14 protein-coding genes and 1 tRNA gene are annotated in these 15,785 nt (G+C 66.8%); 5 read left to right on the top strand and 10 right to left on the bottom strand.

Annotated elements, in window-relative coordinates; all coding sequences use genetic code 11:
• Nucleotides 1-91: 91 nt before the first annotated feature.
• From LQ955_RS06460 to LQ955_RS06440, 5 genes are all read right to left on the bottom strand, one after another.
• Nucleotides 92-1,132 carry a helix-turn-helix transcriptional regulator gene (locus LQ955_RS06460; protein ID WP_231027354.1) on the bottom strand — a complete coding sequence of 347 codons (1,041 nt, stop codon included), beginning with the start codon at nt 1,130-1,132 and terminating at the stop codon, nt 92-94.
• Nucleotides 1,113-2,156, bottom strand: a complete 1,044-nt coding sequence (locus tag LQ955_RS06455; protein WP_231027353.1) for a helix-turn-helix transcriptional regulator — start codon at nt 2,154-2,156, stop codon at nt 1,113-1,115. The genes LQ955_RS06460 and LQ955_RS06455 overlap by 20 nt, the downstream gene beginning before the upstream one ends.
• Before the next feature lie 76 nt (nt 2,157-2,232).
• Nucleotides 2,233-3,189, bottom strand: coding sequence for an FKBP-type peptidyl-prolyl cis-trans isomerase (locus tag LQ955_RS06450; protein ID WP_231027352.1), 957 nt, complete (start codon nt 3,187-3,189; stop codon nt 2,233-2,235).
• Nucleotides 3,190-3,266: 77 nt separating this feature from the next.
• Nucleotides 3,267-4,283: a tRNA (adenine-N1)-methyltransferase gene (locus tag LQ955_RS06445; protein WP_231027351.1), complete on the bottom strand. Its 1,017-nt coding sequence runs from the start codon at nt 4,281-4,283 to the stop codon at nt 3,267-3,269.
• Nucleotides 4,280-4,966, bottom strand: coding sequence for an HAD family hydrolase (locus tag LQ955_RS06440; RefSeq protein WP_255713709.1), 687 nt, complete (start codon nt 4,964-4,966; stop codon nt 4,280-4,282). Before LQ955_RS06440 ends, LQ955_RS06445 begins: the two co-directional genes overlap by 4 nt.
• A gap of 227 nt (nt 4,967-5,193) precedes the next feature.
• On the opposite strand from LQ955_RS06440, the gene LQ955_RS06435 reads away from it, so the two are divergent.
• Complete coding sequence (locus tag LQ955_RS06435; RefSeq protein ID WP_231028071.1) at nt 5,194-6,126, top strand: PAC2 family protein; 933 nt, start codon at nt 5,194-5,196, stop codon at nt 6,124-6,126.
• A gap of 164 nt (nt 6,127-6,290) precedes the next feature.
• On the opposite strand, the gene mshC is transcribed toward LQ955_RS06435, so the two are convergent.
• The 3 genes from mshC to LQ955_RS06420 form a co-directional block, all read right to left on the bottom strand.
• Nucleotides 6,291-7,583, bottom strand: coding sequence for a cysteine--1-D-myo-inosityl 2-amino-2-deoxy-alpha-D-glucopyranoside ligase (gene mshC / locus LQ955_RS06430; protein WP_231027350.1), 1,293 nt, complete (start codon nt 7,581-7,583; stop codon nt 6,291-6,293).
• A gap of 63 nt (nt 7,584-7,646) precedes the next feature.
• Nucleotides 7,647-8,510, bottom strand: a complete 864-nt coding sequence (locus LQ955_RS06425) for an undecaprenyl-diphosphate phosphatase (protein WP_231027349.1) — start codon at nt 8,508-8,510, stop codon at nt 7,647-7,649.
• A gap of 48 nt (nt 8,511-8,558) precedes the next feature.
• On the bottom strand, nt 8,559-9,869 hold the full coding sequence (locus tag LQ955_RS06420) for a M20/M25/M40 family metallo-hydrolase (protein WP_231027348.1): 1,311 nt from the start codon (nt 9,867-9,869) through the stop codon (nt 8,559-8,561).
• 109 nt (nt 9,870-9,978) lie between these two features.
• Between LQ955_RS06420 and LQ955_RS06415 the strand changes: the two genes are divergently transcribed.
• From LQ955_RS06415 to LQ955_RS06405, 3 genes are all read left to right on the top strand, one after another.
• A tRNA-Leu gene (locus LQ955_RS06415) sits at nt 9,979-10,063 on the top strand.
• A 320-nt stretch (nt 10,064-10,383) separates the two neighbouring features.
• A complete protein-coding gene (locus LQ955_RS06410) occupies nt 10,384-10,587 on the top strand; it encodes a cold-shock protein (protein WP_104243768.1) in 204 nt (67 codons plus the stop codon).
• Nucleotides 10,588-10,646: 59 nt separating this feature from the next.
• Nucleotides 10,647-11,099 (top strand): nitroreductase family deazaflavin-dependent oxidoreductase, encoded by a 453-nt coding sequence (locus tag LQ955_RS06405; protein ID WP_231027347.1) that lies wholly within the window; start codon nt 10,647-10,649, stop codon nt 11,097-11,099.
• A gap of 20 nt (nt 11,100-11,119) precedes the next feature.
• Here LQ955_RS06405 and LQ955_RS06400 read toward each other — a convergent pair whose 3' ends face one another.
• Together LQ955_RS06400 and LQ955_RS06395 are read right to left on the bottom strand one after the other, a co-directional pair.
• A complete protein-coding gene (locus LQ955_RS06400) occupies nt 11,120-12,097 on the bottom strand; it encodes an aldo/keto reductase (RefSeq protein WP_231027346.1) in 978 nt (325 codons plus the stop codon).
• Between the two features lie 46 nt (nt 12,098-12,143).
• Nucleotides 12,144-13,952, bottom strand: coding sequence for a DEAD/DEAH box helicase (locus tag LQ955_RS06395; RefSeq protein WP_390623447.1), 1,809 nt, complete (start codon nt 13,950-13,952; stop codon nt 12,144-12,146).
• A 122-nt stretch (nt 13,953-14,074) separates the two neighbouring features.
• On the opposite strand from LQ955_RS06395, the gene LQ955_RS06390 reads away from it, so the two are divergent.
• Nucleotides 14,075-15,769 (top strand): DNA-3-methyladenine glycosylase 2 family protein, encoded by a 1,695-nt coding sequence (locus LQ955_RS06390; RefSeq protein ID WP_231027344.1) that lies wholly within the window; start codon nt 14,075-14,077, stop codon nt 15,767-15,769.
• The last annotated feature ends 16 nt before the right edge of the window (nt 15,770-15,785 follow it).

Below are 15,785 nucleotides of genomic sequence, written 5' to 3'. Positions count from 1 at the left end.
GCTTTTCTGAACAAGCGGTAGCCGAAAAAGGCGAGCATTCCGAAGAGGCAGAGCACCAGCCCCACCCAGATGATCACCCACGCCCACCATGTCATTCGGCAAGACTACTTGCATCGTCGTCGTCGTCGTCGTAGGCCGCCAGCGCCGAGGCTGCCCAGTCGTGAACGGCCTGCCGGGCATCCGCTGGTTCGACGACGCGCACGACGCCGGGCAGGCTTGCGACGAGTCGCTTGAGACCGTGGATGTGCGCGACCCGCACCGTGACGCGGGTGAGCGCGCCGGAGGCGAGCTGCGGTTCACCCTCGCCGAGGTACTCCCCCAGCAGCCCGACTGCTGCAGGCAGCACCTCGAGCACGACCCCCTGCGTCTCGCCCGAGCCGTCGAAGAGGCTGTCGGGCAACGGCAGGTCGCCGGGGCTGTAGGTGTTCGGGGCATCCGTCTGGGTGAGTTCGGCCATGCGGTCGAGCCGAAAGGTGCGAATGCCCTGCCGGGTGTGACACCAGCCCCTCAGATACCAGTCCTCGTTGTTCGAATCGATGCGCAGCGGGTCGACGATACGGTGCTCGCGGTCGCCTCTGGAACTCACATAGTCGAATTCGATCTGCCGGCCCGCCGCAACGGCCGAGCGGATGGTCAGCAGACTGTCGCTCGCCTCCGAGCGGGCAACGGCGACTTGGCTGGGGGCCTCGGATGCTCCGCGCGACAACTTCGCCATCAACGACGTGAGCACCGAGCTGTCGAGAGTCTCTGGCAGCGCCTGCAGGTATTGCAGTCCCGCAATGAGGGCGGCGGCCTCGCGCGCCGAGAACCGTGGCGAGTCGTCGAGCGCCACGCGGTGGGTGATCTGAATCTCGTCGTTCTCTTCGAACGCATCCCAGGCGATGTCGAAAAGGTCGCTGTGCTGGTAATGGGCCGTGTCACCCGGAACACCTGAAACGGCAATGAGCCGCACCGCTTCGCGCACCTGCTCCTCGCTCACGTCGAAGTGCGCTGCAGCTTCGCTCACCGTGACCCGCTCGCGGTCGAGCAGATACGGCACCAGCGACAGCAGAAAGGCGAGCTTGTCTTGGGCGTGCACGAACGAGGTGCGGGCGGCCGGGGTGGATGCCCGTTCAGAAGGTCTTTTCGGCATGCTCCACTCCTTCGGGCTGGTGCGTCGCGACGGTCAGCTCGAGTCGCCGCCGAACGGCGTCACGAAGGTCACCGGGCGCGACCACAAAGACCTCTGGGCCGAATCCGGCCAGTTCGTCGGCAAGCAAGTGCAGGTCGGTGAAGTGCAGGGTGATCTCGTCGGATTGGGCGGCGCCCTCGTCGCGCGAGCTGCCGCGCTTCTTCAGCAGCCGTGTCTCGGCATCGGAGTTCGGGCGCACCCGCACCACGGCACGGTTGCGCTGCCAGATCTCGTCGAGCTGGGCGAGTGCCGTCTCGGCGGAGTGGGTGTCGTCGCTGACGAAGCTCGTGCGGGTTCGGGTGACCGGCCCCACGATTCGGGAGAGCAGAAAGGTGCGGGGTTCGTGCACGTTCTGGTCGATTCCCTGCACGTGCCAGCGGCCCTCGTGCTGCACGACAGACAGCGGCGCGACGGTGCGTTCACGGGGAACCAGATCGCCCGGTTTGAGGTACGAGAAGCGTACGAGCACACGGCGGCTCAGGGCATCCGTCAGCGGGTCGAAGGCCGCTTCGCGGGTGCGGATGCGAGGGGCGTAACCGAGCACAGGCTCGATGGAGTCGATGCCCAACGATTGCAGCTTGAGCAGGGCGTGCCGGGATTCGCGGGAGAGCGATCCCTCGCGCCAGGCCATCGCGGCGAGGTTCAGTAGCGCGATCTCGTCGGACGAGAACGAGATATCGGCCGGCAGGTCGTATGCGCCTTTCGGAATGCGATAGCGCAGGTTGTGGTTGCTGCCCGGCTCGTCGAGCGGCTCGATGGTCTCGAGGGGTACGCCGAGTTCGCGGATGTCGTCTTTGTCGCGCTCGAACTGCCGCTCGAGGCTCGCGTTGTCACCGGCGAAGGCGAACTTCTGACGATAGCCCTGCACGGTGGACAGAATGTCGTTCTTCGTCAGCCCCGCCTCGCTCGCGAGCAGCGCGAGCACAAGACTGAACAACCGTTCTTCGACGGGAACGGGCGCTGCCCCAGGGTTGTCGCTAGCCACCCCAGAATTCTACGGCGCACGGATGCCCGGGGTGGCCGATTGCGCTCTGGGCGTCGCTCCTCGCCGACGGCGAGTGCTACTGGCTCTGCTGCACGACCGGGGTGATGCCCAGTACGTCGACGACCCACGCGGTGGCGTCAGTGCTGCCGCTGGCGGGAGGCACGATGGAGATGTACTGCGAACCGACGGTCTGGCCGATGAGGTCGGGCACCGTGACGCCGGTTGTCGACGCTGTCGTCGAGGCGGTGACCTGTACGGGCGCGCCGTCTTTCCACGTCGAGGCCGTGACCTGCTTCGTGGTGTACGAAACGGCCGTGTACTGCACCCACACACCGTCTCCGGCGGCGACGGTGGCCCCGTCGCCCTTCTTCAGCACGGCCGTCTTGGCCTCGGTCGGTGTGCTTCCGGAGGGGATGGTGATGCCGGGGCGGCCGTCGGGGCCGAGGGCCACGCTCGGGAAGCCGGCCTGCGCAACCTGAACGGCGCCGTCGGCGCGAGCAGGGATGGCGGCTCGCACGTCGACGATCATCGCGAGGGTGTCGGTCGCGGCGACGGTGGAGGTCGTGCTGGCGCCGAGGCCGTCAGCAGGCGCAATCGCAATGGCCAGACGCGAACCTTCTCTGGCGCAGGCGAGCGCCTTCTCGAGACCCGGCAGACCGACAGACGAGACGGCCGAGATGAGATAGGAGCTGCCGTCGAACGGCGTCTTCGAAATAGTGGCGCCCGTTGTCGAGTCGACGAGCACGAAGTCGAGGCTCACCACTCCGCCGGTCGGCAGCGTCGGGCCCGTTCCCTTGATGAGCGTCGTGGACTGCGTCGTCGGGGTGTCGAGCGGAGTACCGACCGTGAGGGTCGGCGCCTTGCCGAACGTTCCGGCCGGGTCTTGCGGGTTCGTCGTCGCCGAGATCTGGTTCGAGGCAGCGCCGCTGCTCGCTTCGGTCGTGCACCCGGAGGCGGCGTCAGACGACGAACTGCACCCGGCCAGGGTGACGAGCAGGCCTGCGGCCACGATGAGCGCGACGGACTTACGCACGGATCCTCATTTCACAAAAGTTTTACGCTCGGGCGATTCGGGTGCACGGAGAACATCGGAGCACCAGGCGAGCGGGCCTATTCTAATAGATCGGTTTCTGAGAGCTCGTTCGTCTCCCGTTCGCGTTCGCGTGCGACGGCGGCGCTCGCTCCCGCTTGCCGAACCCGTTTGCGCAGACTCTTGGGGCTGATTCCGCGTTCGCCCAGGGCTCCCGGGGTCCAGGCCTCGACGTCGTCGTCGGAGTATTCCGACTTCGAGGCGCGACGCTTCAACTCGGGCAGAACGGCACCGGGGGCGAGTCGACGCGCGGTGACGAGAAAGCCGGTGTGCCCGATCATCCGGTGGTCCGGCCGCACCGCGAGACCCTCGACATGCCAGGTGCGAACCATGGTCTCGCTCGGGTCGGGGTTGGTGAACAGGCCAGTGCTGCGAATCGTTTCGGTGACGCGAGAGAGCTGCGTGACCGTCGCCACGTAGCAGAGCACTACTCCGCCGGGCTTGAGCGCGTCGGCGACCGCCTCGATGCACTCCCAGGGCGCGAGCATGTCAAGAATCACACGATCCACGCTCGAGTCGGGGTGGATGTTCGGCAGAGCCTCGGCCAGATCGCCGACCGTGACGTTCCAATTGCCCGGGTCGTAGCCCAGGAAGGCCGCCACGTTCTCTCGGGCGATCACGGCGAATTCGTCGCGCCGTTCGAATGACGAGAGCCGGCCATCCGCCCCCAGCGCGCGCAGCAGCCAGAGCGAGAGAGCGCCGGAGCCGACGCCGGCCTCGACGACCGTTGCGCCGGGAAAGACGTCGGCCTGCGCCAGAATCTGCGCCGCGTCTTTGGGATAGATGATGGCCGCGCCACGCGGCATGGCCATGACGAAGTCGGTGAGCAGCGGTCGCAGTGCGAGGTATTCGACGCCGACGGAGTTCGCGACGACGGTGCCGTCGGGCTGCCCGATCAGGTCGTCGTGCGCGATGAAGCCGTGGTGGGTGTGAAAGGTGCTGCCGGGCTCGAGGCTGATGCTGTTGAGCTTGCCTTTCGGCCCGGTGAGCTGAACCCGGTCGCCGGCGCGGAACGGCCCGCTGAAGGTGCTGTTCATGAGGCGGCTCCTGCTCGGCGTGTGGCTCGCGCGGTCGCCAGCTGCGCGAGGTCGTCGACCCCGCGGCCCGCTAGTGTCGGCCACAGCACGTCGGCCGGGCTCTCGTCGAGCGAGAGCAAGTGCGGCACTCCGACGGTGAGCACTCCGGCGGCGGCCGCCGAGGCGACACCGGCGATCGAGTCTTCGAGGGCGATGCAGTCGGCGGCGTCGACCCCGAGTTCTGCCGCGGCCAGCAGGTACGCCTCGGGGTGCGGCTTCGCGTTCGTGACACGGTCACCCGACACCACGACATCGAAGGCGTCGAACGGAATGAACGACACCACGTGCGCGGCCATGCGGCCGATCGACATCGTTACGAGTGCGGTCGGGATGCCCGACTGCCGAATAGCCAGCAGAAGCTCTTTCGCGCCGGGTCGCCAGGGCACACTCACGCTGATCTGCTGCATCACCTGCTCGCTCAGCAGGGAGACGATGTCGTCTTCGCTGAGCGTGACACCATGGCGTTGCATGGTCTGGGCGGTGCGCCAGAGGCCGGATCCGACCAGATCCATCGCCTCTTCATGCGACCAGCTTCCGCCGTACGATTCGATGAGGGCGGTCTGGGCGTTCATCCAGTAGGGCTCGGTGTCGACGAGCGTGCCATCGAGATCCCAGAGAACGGCGGCGGGGTACAGTTCGGTCACGGGATGCCAGCCTACCGGCACTGCCTGACGACCTGGTGATCACGACCGCCGCGGGTGAGCACGACCTCTCATCCCCTCCGCAGGCCCGACGGCCTATCCTTGAACAATCCCCAAACGGGCGATGGCACGGCACAGCAAGCAAGCAGAGGTCGAACTAAACGGTGGTTTACGGCAACGAGGCGCCCGGCGACGACGCGCGCAGCAAAGAATTCTTGAGCGGTCGACTGATGGTCGTCGCGTTCGAGGGCTGGAACGACGCGGGAGAAGCCGCGACGGGTGCCGTTCGCATGGTGAAAGACGAGCTCGACCTGGCGACCATCGCCGACATCGACTCCGAGGACTACTTCGACTATCAGTTCAATCGCCCGACGAACGAATTCGACGACGACGGGCAGCGCATCCTCGTCTGGCCGACGGCCACGATCTTCGGCCCGGCGAGCGGGGCGCTCGGTGCCGAATCCGACGCTGCCGTCGAGGCATCCGACGAGACACCCGACGAGTCGCCGTTGCCCGCGCAGGCCGGCAACATCTTCTTGCTCATCGGTACCGAGCCGTCGCGCGGCTGGAAACGATTCACCAGCGAGGTGCTGAACGTCGCGGTCGACGCCGGCGTCTCGGGCATCGTCTTTCTCGGCGCCATGCTGGCCGACGTACCGCACACCCGCCCCATCAGCGTCTACTCGACGAGCGAGAACGCCGCCGTGCGCTCCGAGCTCGACCTCGAACGCAGCACCTACGAAGGCCCCGTGGGCATACTCAGCGTGCTGGCCGATGCGGCCGAGCAGGCGAACATCCCGACGCTCACCATGTGGGCCTCCGTTCCCCACTACGTGCACAACGCGCCCTCTCCGAAGGCGACGCTCGCGCTCATCCAGAAGCTCGAGAGCCTGATCGGCATCGACATTCCGCGCGGTGAGCTCGTCGAGGAGGCCGAGGCCTGGGAGACCGGCATCAACTCCCTCGCGGGTGAAGACGAAGAGATGGCGTCGTACATCCAGCAGCTCGAGCAGGCCCGCGACACCGTCGATTCGCCCGAGGCGAGCGGCGAGGCCATCGCGCAGGAGTTCGAGCGCTACCTGCGCAAGCGCGGCGACGGCCCCGCTTCGGGCGGCGGCACCGCGGGCTCGGGTGGCTCAGAGCCCTGGCGCCCGCGCGACTGAGCTGCCGAGCGCCCGAGCTGCCGAGCGCCCGAGCTGCCGAGCGCGACCTTTGCGGACGAGATGAGCCGCCGGGGCGGTCGCTCTCGTCCGCAAACGTCGCACTGAGCGGCGCTGTGCCGGCGGGCGCAGCGCGGCGCGGGCGTGCGCGCCGGGGCGGGCGCGGGTCAGGTGGCGAGACGGATGCCCAGCAGGGCGTCGAGCGCTTCGAGAACGAGGGGCGGCACGGTGTCGGCGGTCGCGAACCAGGCGTCGAGTTCGTCGAGAGCACCGGGGGTATCGAGGTCGTCGGCGAGGCGAGCGCGCAGACGCTCGAGCAGCGCTGAGGAGTCGGCATCTGCGGCGACTCGGGCCGCCTCGGGGGCGCCACTGTCGACGTCGGCCACGGGCAGAGCACTCCAGGCCGCCAGGCGAGCGGATGCCCGGCTCAGGTCGTCGTCGGTGTACTCCCAGTCGCTGCGGTAGTGGTGGGCCAGCAGGGCGAGCCGGATGAGCCGGGCATCCACCCCGGCCGCCGTCAGGCGCGACACGAGCACGAGGTTGCCGAGCGACTTGCTCATCTTCTCGCCCTCGTAGGCGACCATTCCGGTGTGCGCGTGGATGCCCGCGAACGGCTTGCCCGTGAGCGCCGTCGCATGGGCCGCGCTGAACTCGTGATGCGGAAAGATGAGGTCGCTGCCGCCGCCCTGCACGGCGAAGTCGGTACCCAGGTGCTGCAGCGCGATCACGGTGCACTCGAGGTGCCAGCCGGGCCGCCCGGCGCCGATCGGGGCCGCCCACTGCGGCTCGCCGGCTCGGGCCACGCGCCAGAGCAGGGGGTCGAGCGGATCGCGCTTACCGGGCCGGTCGGGGTCTCCCCCGCGCTGAGCGAACAGGTCGAGCATGAGCGCGCGGTCGTAGCGGCTCTCGAAGCCGAGGTACCAGCTGGTGGCGCGGTCGGCGGCGCCCGAGTCGAAGTACACGTCTTCGTCACCGGGCTGCAGGGCATCCGGTGTCGGCACGCGGTAGGCAAAACCGAGCTCTAGCAGCTCGGCTGCCGCGGCGGCGATCTCGTCGATGACCTCGGTCACGGCGATGTAGTTCTGCGGCGGAATGACGCGCAGGGCCTCCATGTCGCCGCGGAACAGATCGGTCTGCGAGGCGGCGAGATCACGCCAGTCGACGCCGGTCGCGGCTGCCCGCTCGAGCAGCGGGTCGTCGATGTCGGTCACGTTCTGCGCGTAGTTCAGCGTGTAACCGCCGTCGAGCCAGAGCCGGTTGAGCGTGTCGAAGGCGAGGTACGTCGAGGCGTGCCCGAGGTGCGTCGCGTCGTACGGAGTGATGCCGCACACGTAGAGGCCGGCCCGATCGTCGGCGCCGACGGACGTCGGTTCGACGAGGCCGGTCGCTTGGTTGAACAGGCGCGGCACGGGGCCTTCGCCCGGCAGCGTGGGAACGTCGGGTGAACGCCAAGAATGCACTACTGAACTCTAATTGCTGATTCTGTGACCGAACGCCAGGCCGAGCGCAGCAGCAGCCCCGGCTCAGGCCGCGATGGTGTTCGTGGCCAGCAGAATGGCCAGCACCACGCCCAGGGCGAGGCGGTAGATCACGAACGGCGTGAAGCTGCGGCGCGAGATGTAGTTCATGAAGAACGCGATCACGACGAGTCCGACGATGAACGAGACGATGGTCGCGGCCAGCGTGTCGACCCCGTTGAAGATCTCGGGCGTGCACTGCGTTGCTGCTGCGGCCGCGGCGTCACACGGGTCTTTGATCGACTTGTAGAGCTGAAAGAACCCGCTGCCGAACACGGCGGGCATGGCGAGCAAGAACGAATACCGCGCTGCGGCCTTACGTTCGTAGCCCATGAAGAGCCCGGCCGTGATCGTTCCGCCCGAACGGGAGACGCCGGGAATGAGCGCGAGAGCCTGCGCGAAGCCGTAGATGATGCCGTGCGGGTACGTGAGGTCTTTGAGGCGACGCTTCTTGGCACCGACGTGGTCGGCGACACCGAGCAAGATGCCGAACACGATCAGGGTGAACACGACGATCCAGAGCGACCGGAACACGGTCTCGATCTGATTTTGAAAGATGAGCCCGAGAATGATGATCGGAATGCTGCCGATGATGATGAGCCAGCCCATACGGGCATCCGGGTCGTTGCGCGGCACGCGCCCCACGAGCGACCGGGCCCACTTCGAGACGATGCGCACGACATCGCGCCAGAAGAACACCAGCACGGCCGCTTCGGTGCCGAGCTGGATGATCGCGGTGAAGGCCGCGCCCGGGTCACCGCCGGTGCCGATCAGCTCGCCCACGATCTTGATGTGCGCGCTCGACGAGATCGGTAGGAACTCGGTCAGGCCCTGAACGAGGCCCAAGATGATCGCTTGAAAAAACTCCATGAACTCACTTTCGGTCGTGGCCCACACTCAGGGCACGCGGCTGGTGCGTCAGTAGCGAAGCAGCAGATCGGTCAAGACATCTGTGCCAAAGACTAATGCGTCGAGCGGTACCCTCTCGTCAACACCGTGGAAGAGCGCCGGAAAGTCGAGCTCGGCGGGCAGCTGCAGCGGCGCGAATCCGTAGCCCTTGATGCCCAGCAGACTGAGGGCTTTGTTGTCGGTGCCGGCCGATAACAGGTAGGGCAGAACCTCGGCGCCCGGGTCGAGCCGGTGCAGACTCGAGATCATCTGGTCGACCAGCGGGCCCTCGAAATCGGTCTCGAGACCGACGTCTTCGTGCATGATCTCGATCTCGATGTCGTCGCCCGCGAGTTCGCGAATGCGGGCCATCACCTCGACCTCGTCGCCGGGCAGAACCCGCACGTCGATCATGGCTTCTGCCCGGTCAGGGATGACATTCACCTTGTATCCGCCGCTCAGCAGGGTGGGGTTGGTGACTGTGCGCAGTGTCGCCGAGATGAAGCGCGAAGCCGTTCCGGTAGCGATCGCGAGTTCTTCGGCCGAGACCTGCTTCGGATCTTGCCCGAGAATCTCGGCGACGGCGTCGAGCAGCTGACGCGTGGTCTTGGTGAGCTTGACCGGCCACTCCTGGCTGCCGATGCGGGCGACGGCGGCGGCCAGCCGGGTGATGGCGTTCTCGGTATTGATCTGCGATCCGTGGCCGGCACGGCCGTGGGCGATGAGCTTGATCCAGATGAGAGCTTTCTCACCGGTTTGTACGAGATAGGCGCGTTTTCCGTCGAGATCGATCGAGTACCCGCCCACCTCGCTGATCGCTTCGGTCGCGCCTTCGAAAACCTCCGGATGCTCGCGCACCATGTAGTGCGAACCGAACACTCCCCCGGCCTCTTCGTCGGCGAAGAACGCAATGACCAGGTCTCTCGCGGGTTGCTTGCCGCTGCCGAGAATCTCGCCGAGAGCGGTGAGGATCATCGCATCCATGTTCTTCATGTCGACGGCTCCGCGGCCCCAGATCATTCCGTCGCGAATGTCGCCGCCGAAGGGATCGACCGACCAGTCGTCGGCGATGGCCGGAACGACGTCGAGGTGGCCGTGCACGACGAGGGCAGGGGCATCCGGATTCGCGCCCTCGACTCGCGCGACGACGCTGGTGCGGGTCGGGGCCGAGTCGAACAAGTGCGGGTGCAGGCCCAAGGCCGTGAGTTCGGCCTCGACGTATTCGGCCGCGATGGTCTCGCCGTTGGACTTGCCGTCGCCGTAGTTGCTCGTGTCGAACCGGATCAGATCGCGCGTGATGCGGGCGGTTCGGTCAAGGGAGTTCTCGGTCGTCGAGGTCATGACTTCACGCTACCGGCAGCCTGAGTGGCCGGTGTGCGTTTAGGAGGGTGATGTTCCGTGCTATCGTCTTACTTTGTTGTCGCAGCCCCAGGGTTGCGGCGAGACACCTGTCCGGGTGGCGGAAATGGTAGACGCGCTAGCTTGAGGTGCTAGTGCCTGTTATGGGCGTAGGGGTTCAAGTCCCCTTTCGGACACTGTGCTTATGGTCTTGTTTGCGACACGCGCAAACAAGACGGGCGGTACCTCGTACGGCGGCACGAGGCGGTACCTCGTACGGCGGCACGACGAACTGGTTGAGACAGTATGTGAACGGGATTGTTGCAAATGCGGCGGTCCCGTTCTTCTTTTGCCCCGAGCTGGGGTAGTCTTGATCTTGAAGTTGCTGTGCCTCGCAGTTCTGAATGCTCGCGGCCAAGCCCCGTTGCCCATTGCGCTTGAAAGATGGATGACAGGCACCGCGCTATCAGGGCCCCGCAGTGGGGTCCGAATAGAACGCTCCTGGAGGAGTTTTAACATGGCAATTGGTACCGTCAAATGGTTTAACGCAGAAAAAGGCTTTGGCTTCATCGCTCCCGAAGATGGCAGCCCCGACGTTTTCGCTCACTACTCGGCAATCGCCTCGAACGGCTACAAGTCGCTCGACGAGAACCAGCGCGTCGAGTTCGACGTGACCCAGGGCCCGAAGGGCCCGCAGGCGGAAAACATCCGTTCGCTTTAATCCTTTCCTGAAAAGTGCCCGGCAGAAATGTCGGGCACTTTTCTGTTTAAGCTGGGTTTATGACTGACGCACCGGGCACCACACCTGAGAACCCCATCGACAACGACGCGGAGTGGGTGAAGAAGCAGATTGACGAGTACGTGGCCACGGATGGTGATCTGACGTTCTCGAAGAGCCAGGCTCCGTTGCTGCTGCTCACCACGAAGGGTCGCAAATCGGGCGTGTGGCGCCGTACAGCGCTCATCCACGGCGAAGACGGGGGCCGCCAGATCATCGTCGCGTCGCTCGGCGGAGCCCCGAAGCATCCGGTCTGGTACCTGAATCTCGAAGCGAACCCCGAGGTCTATCTGCAGGTCGGCGCGAAGTCGTTCTACGGCACAGCCCGCACTGCCACCGCAGAAGAGAAGCCGGCCCTCTGGGCCAAGATGGTGGCCCTCTACCCCGACTACGCCGACTACCAGGTCAAGACCGACCGCGAGATTCCGGTCGTCATCATCGACCCCAAAGTCTGACGCAACACTTCGCGTCGGAGTCAGAAGCCGGTGGGTACGTGCGGGGTGTAGGGGGCCTCGAGGAGATCCAGTTCGTCTGACGTCAGGGTGAGGTCGAGGGAGGCCACGGCGTCGTCCAGGTGGTGCGGCTTGGTGGCGCCGACGATGGGTGAGGTCACCGCAGGCTGCTGACGCACCCAGGCGAGCGCGACCTGAGCCCGAGCGACGCCGCGGTTCGAGGCGACCTGGCCGACGGCATCCACCACCGCGTGGTCGGAGTCTTCGGTGCCCGCATACACGCGCGCCGAGACGTTGTCGGTGTCGTCGCGAAAGGTGCTCTCTCCCCAGGGCCGGGTGAGGCGGCCGCGGGCGAGTGGGCTCCAGGGCAGCACACCGACGCCCTGGTCGAGGCAGAACGGATGCATCTCCCGCTCTTCTTCGCGCTGAATCAGGTTGTAGTGGTCTTGCATCGACACGAAGCGGGTGAAGCCGTTCAGGTCTGCCGTGTACTGCGCCTGGGCGAACTGCCAGGCGAACATCGACGAAGCGCCGATGTAGCGCGCCTTGCCGGCCTTCACCACGTCGTGCAGCGCCTCCATGGTCTCTTCGATAGGCGCCGTGTCGTCCCAGCGGTGAATCTGGTAGAGGTCGACGTAGTCGGTGCCGAGGCGGCGCAGTGAGGCGTCGATCTGGTTCATGATGTGCACCCGTGACAGGCCGCCGCCGTTGGGCCCAGGGCGCATGGTGCCGTGCACTTTGGTGGCGATGACGACCTCTTCGCGGCTGGCGAAGTCGGCCAGCGCGCGGCCGACGATCTGCTCGCTCGTGCCGTCGGAGTACACGTTGGCGGTATCGAACGTGGTGATTCCGGCCTCGAGGGCCTTCTGGATGAACGGGCGCGACCTCTCTTCGTCGAGCGTCCACTCGTGGTTGCCACGGTCGGCGACCCCATAACTCATGCAGCCCAGGGTGATGGCCGAGACCTCGAGTCCGCTGTTGCCCAGTTTCCGATACTCCACGGTGATGCTCCCTCGTCTGCAGTTGTTTCGCTTCGGCGATATCGCCTCAGTGTGTTCCCATCCATTTGCGTACTAGTGCAATTCTGGCCTGCAATTGCGTGAAACTGGCCTGCGCGACGGCAGGGCCGCCGCACACGCGCCGCAGCTCGGCGTGGATGAGCCCGTGCGGCTCGCCCGAGATCTTCGACCAGATGCCCACCACGCTGTTCAGCAGCGAACGCTGTTCTTTCAGCGTGCGATAGAGCGGTGCGGCCGGGGCCGCATCCGGTGTCTCCCCGACCGGGGCGACGTAGCCGGGCTCGTGTTTGCGCTTGGCCTGCCGCTGCTGCCGGTGTGCGAGAAGCTCGCGCACCTGATCGGGTTCGAGCAGCCCGGGGATGCCGATGAAGTCGAGCTCTTCGTCGCTGCCGACGATGGCTTCGGCGCCGAACTCGGAGTTCTCGTAGACGACCCGGTCGAAGGTGGCGTGTGACGAGATCGCTTCGAAGCTGAACTCCTGCTGCAGCGCGTCGGAGGCCTTCTCCTCGCGGTTCGCGGCATCCATCATGTCTTCTTCGGGCGCGAACATGTCGATCTCGGGGTCGCCGGTCTCTCGGCGGTCGAGGGCATGGTCGCGCTCGAGCTCCATGGCGCCGGCCAGCGCCATGAGCGAGGGCACATTCGGCAAGAAGATCGAGGCCGTCTCTCCACGGCGGCGGGCTCGAACGAAACGGCCGATCGCCTGCGCGAAGTAGAGCGGGGTCGCAGCGGAGGTCGCATAGACGCCCACGGAGAGGCGGGGAATGTCGACACCTTCTGACACCATGCGAACCGCCACCATCCACCGCCGGGTCGAGTTCGAGAACTCTTCGATGCGGTCGCTGGCCTCTTTCTCGTCCGAGAGCACAACGGTGACCGGCTGGCCCGAGATGTTTTCGAGCAACTCCGCGTAGGCGCGGGCGGCATAGTGGTCGGTCGCGATGACAAGGCCACCGGCATCCGGAATCGAGTGCCGCACCTCGCTCAGGCGTCGGTCTGCGGCCTTCAGTACGGCCGGAATCCACTCGCCTTTCGGGTCGAGTGCCGTGCGCCAGGCCTGCGAGGTGATGTCTTTGGTGTTGCCCTCGCCGAGCCGCGCCTCCATCTCTTCGCCCGCGCCGTCGCGCCAACGCATGTGGCCCGCATAGACCATGAAGATGACGGGCCGAACCACGCCGTCGGCGAGAGCGCGACCGTAGCCGTAGTTGTAGTCGGTCTGCGAGAGCCGGATTCCGTGCTCGTCGGGCAGATACGCGACGAACGGAATCGGTGCCGTGTCGCTGCGGAACGGGGTTCCCGTCAGCGACAGCCGCCGGGTCGCGGGTTCGAACGCCTCGCGAATCGCGTCGCCCCAGCTGAGCGCGTCGCCGCCGTGGTGCACCTCGTCGAGAATGACCAGCGTGCGGCCGCTCAGCGTGATGTCGCGGTGCAGCTCGGCCCTCACGGCGACCTGGGCGTAGGTCACGGCTGCGCCGTGGTAGTGCCGCGCATGCCGGCCGTGACTGTTCTTGAACATCGGATCGAGACGGATGCCCGCCCGATCGGCCGCGTCAGCCCACTGCTTCTTCAGGTGCTCGGTGGGCGCGACGACGGTGATGCGGTCGATGGTGTTTCGGGCCAGCAGTTCGGCGGCGAGGCGCAGCGCGAAGGTGGTCTTTCCGGCGCCGGGTGTGGCCGCCGCGAGAAAGTCGCGCGGTTCGTGCAAGAAGTACGCGTCGAGCGCCTCTTGCTGCCAGGCGCGGAGCTTTCCGGCGGTACCCCAGGCGGCTCGTTCGGGGAACGAGGGCGAGAGATGCTCGGCCGCCGAGGTTCCGATCGGGGGCTTAGAAGAAGGCACGGTAGTCACTTCAGACGACCCTACCTGCTCATTACGCGGCACGCCCAAGCGGGCATCCGCCTCCTTGTCGCCGTGTCTGATTTTCGCTAGGCAAGCGGATGCCCGTGAGCGAGACTGGGCAGATGACCACCGAGACCGACCCCGTGTTCGAACAGCGGTACCGCGCGATGAAGGCCAAAGACGCTCGGTTTGACGGGCAGTTCATCACGGGCGTGCACTCCACCGGAATCTACTGCCGGCCGAGCTGCCCCGCTCGTACCCCGCAGCCCCAGAACGTCTCGTTCTACCTCACGGCTGCCGCGGCCCACGAGGCCGGCCTGCGCGCGTGCAAGCGGTGTTTTCCCGATGCCGTGCCGGGTTCGCCGGAATGGAATCTGCGCGACGACCTGGCCGGCCGTGCCATGCGGCTCATCGACGACGGTGTGGTCGACCGGGAGGGCGTCGACGGGCTCGCGAGGCGGCTGGGGTACACACCGCGGCACCTCACCCGCGTGCTCGCCGCTGAACTCGGCGCCGGCCCGCAGGCTCTCGCCCGTGCGCACCGCGCCCAGAGCGCCCGCACTCTGCTGCAGAGCACTGACTTGCCGATCACTCAGGTCGTCTACGCCAGCGGATTCTCGAGCGTACGGGCCTTCAACGACACCATCTCGGCTGTGTACGAGATGTCGCCGTCGGCGCTGCGGGAGAAGGGGCGGCGTGCGCGCGGCCGGATGTCGGGTGGCGGGGTGGCTCGTGCCGCCGGTCTCCGGCGAGCGGCAGTCGAGGCGAACGAGTGGCGCGAGACGGGCGAGACGGGCGAGACGCGCGAGACGCGCGAGACGCGCGAGTCGCGCGAGTCGGGCATCGCAGGCACAACGTCGGCGCATGCGCCTGGCGCTCTCGTGACGGTGACACTGCCGGCCCGCGCGCCCTTCGACGGGCGCGGCGTGATCGACTTTCTCGCCGCGCGAGCCGTCGCCGGTGTTGAGGAGGTGCGCGCGGGGATCTACCGCCGCACTCTGCGCCTCCCTCACGGCTGGGCGGTGATCGAACTAGAGGCCCGCGAGACGAGCGTGCTGTGCCGCGCGCGGCTCGAGAACCTCGCCGACCTCTCCACCGTGTCGGCGCGCGTGCGCCGGTTGTTCGACCTCGACGCCGACGCTCAAGCCATCGACGAGGCGCTGGCCTCGGTGCCGGGGCTGGGCGAATCGGTGCGGCGGGTGCCGGGCATCCGGGTGCCCGGGGCAGTGGATGCCTACGAGATCGTTTTTCGCGCCCTCATCGGTCAGCAGGTCTCTGTTGCGGCGGCGCGCACGGCCCTCGGCAGGCTCGCGGACGCGCTCGGCGATCGCATCGACGAGGGTGCGAGCTCGGATATCGATGCGGCCACCGGCCCCCTCAGCCCCGGCGCCGACCGGAAGGCACGTGCGCAGAACCTCACACCGCGCATCCTGTTCCCCACGGCGGCGCAGATCGCCACCGTGGGGCGGGAGGTGCTGCGGGGGCCGGCGAAGCGCATCGACACGATCATCCGCGTCGCCGAGGCACTCGCCTCGGGAGAGCTCGTGGTCGACGTCGGTGTTTCGCAGGCGAAGCTGATGGCCGATCTTCAGGCCTTCGCGGGGGTCGGGCCGTGGACGGCCGGCTACGTGGCCATGCGGGTGCTCGGGGCGACCGACATTCTGCTCGACGGCGACCTCGCCCTGCGGGCCGGGGCCACCCGGCTCGGCCTGCCCGGCGACCGACGCGAACTGGTGCGGTTCGCCGAGCAGGCCTCGCCGTGGCGCAGCTACCTCGGCATGCACCTCTGGCGTGCGAACCGTAGTCTGGAGGGATGAAGTCGAAGGAGGGTCA

It is taken from the genome of Subtercola endophyticus (genome assembly GCF_021044565.1).
Lineage (GTDB): Bacteria > Actinomycetota > Actinomycetes > Actinomycetales > Microbacteriaceae > Subtercola > Subtercola endophyticus.
This window is presented reverse-complemented; position numbering and strand designations above follow the sequence as displayed.

Bases quoted from the DNA above. Each gene is read 5' to 3' on its own strand.
- LQ955_RS06405 (WP_231027347.1), top strand. From the start codon at position 10,647: ATGACTGACGCACCGGGCACCACACCTGAGAACCCCATCGACAACGAC.
- LQ955_RS06425 (WP_231027349.1), bottom strand. From the start codon at position 8,510: ATGGAGTTTTTTCAAGCGATCATCTTGGGCCTCGTTCAGGGCCTGACC.
- LQ955_RS06420 (WP_231027348.1), bottom strand. From the start codon at position 9,869: ATGACCTCGACGACCGAGAACTCCCTTGACCGAACCGCCCGCATCACG.
- LQ955_RS06445 (WP_231027351.1), bottom strand. From the start codon at position 4,283: ATGAACAGCACCTTCAGCGGGCCGTTCCGCGCCGGCGACCGGGTTCAG.
- LQ955_RS06390 (WP_231027344.1), top strand. From the start codon at position 14,075: ATGACCACCGAGACCGACCCCGTGTTCGAACAGCGGTACCGCGCGATG.
- LQ955_RS06460 (WP_231027354.1), bottom strand. From the start codon at position 1,132: ATGCCGAAAAGACCTTCTGAACGGGCATCCACCCCGGCCGCCCGCACC.
- LQ955_RS06410 (WP_104243768.1), top strand. From the start codon at position 10,384: ATGGCAATTGGTACCGTCAAATGGTTTAACGCAGAAAAAGGCTTTGGC.
- LQ955_RS06435 (WP_231028071.1), top strand. From the start codon at position 5,194: ATGGTCGTCGCGTTCGAGGGCTGGAACGACGCGGGAGAAGCCGCGACG.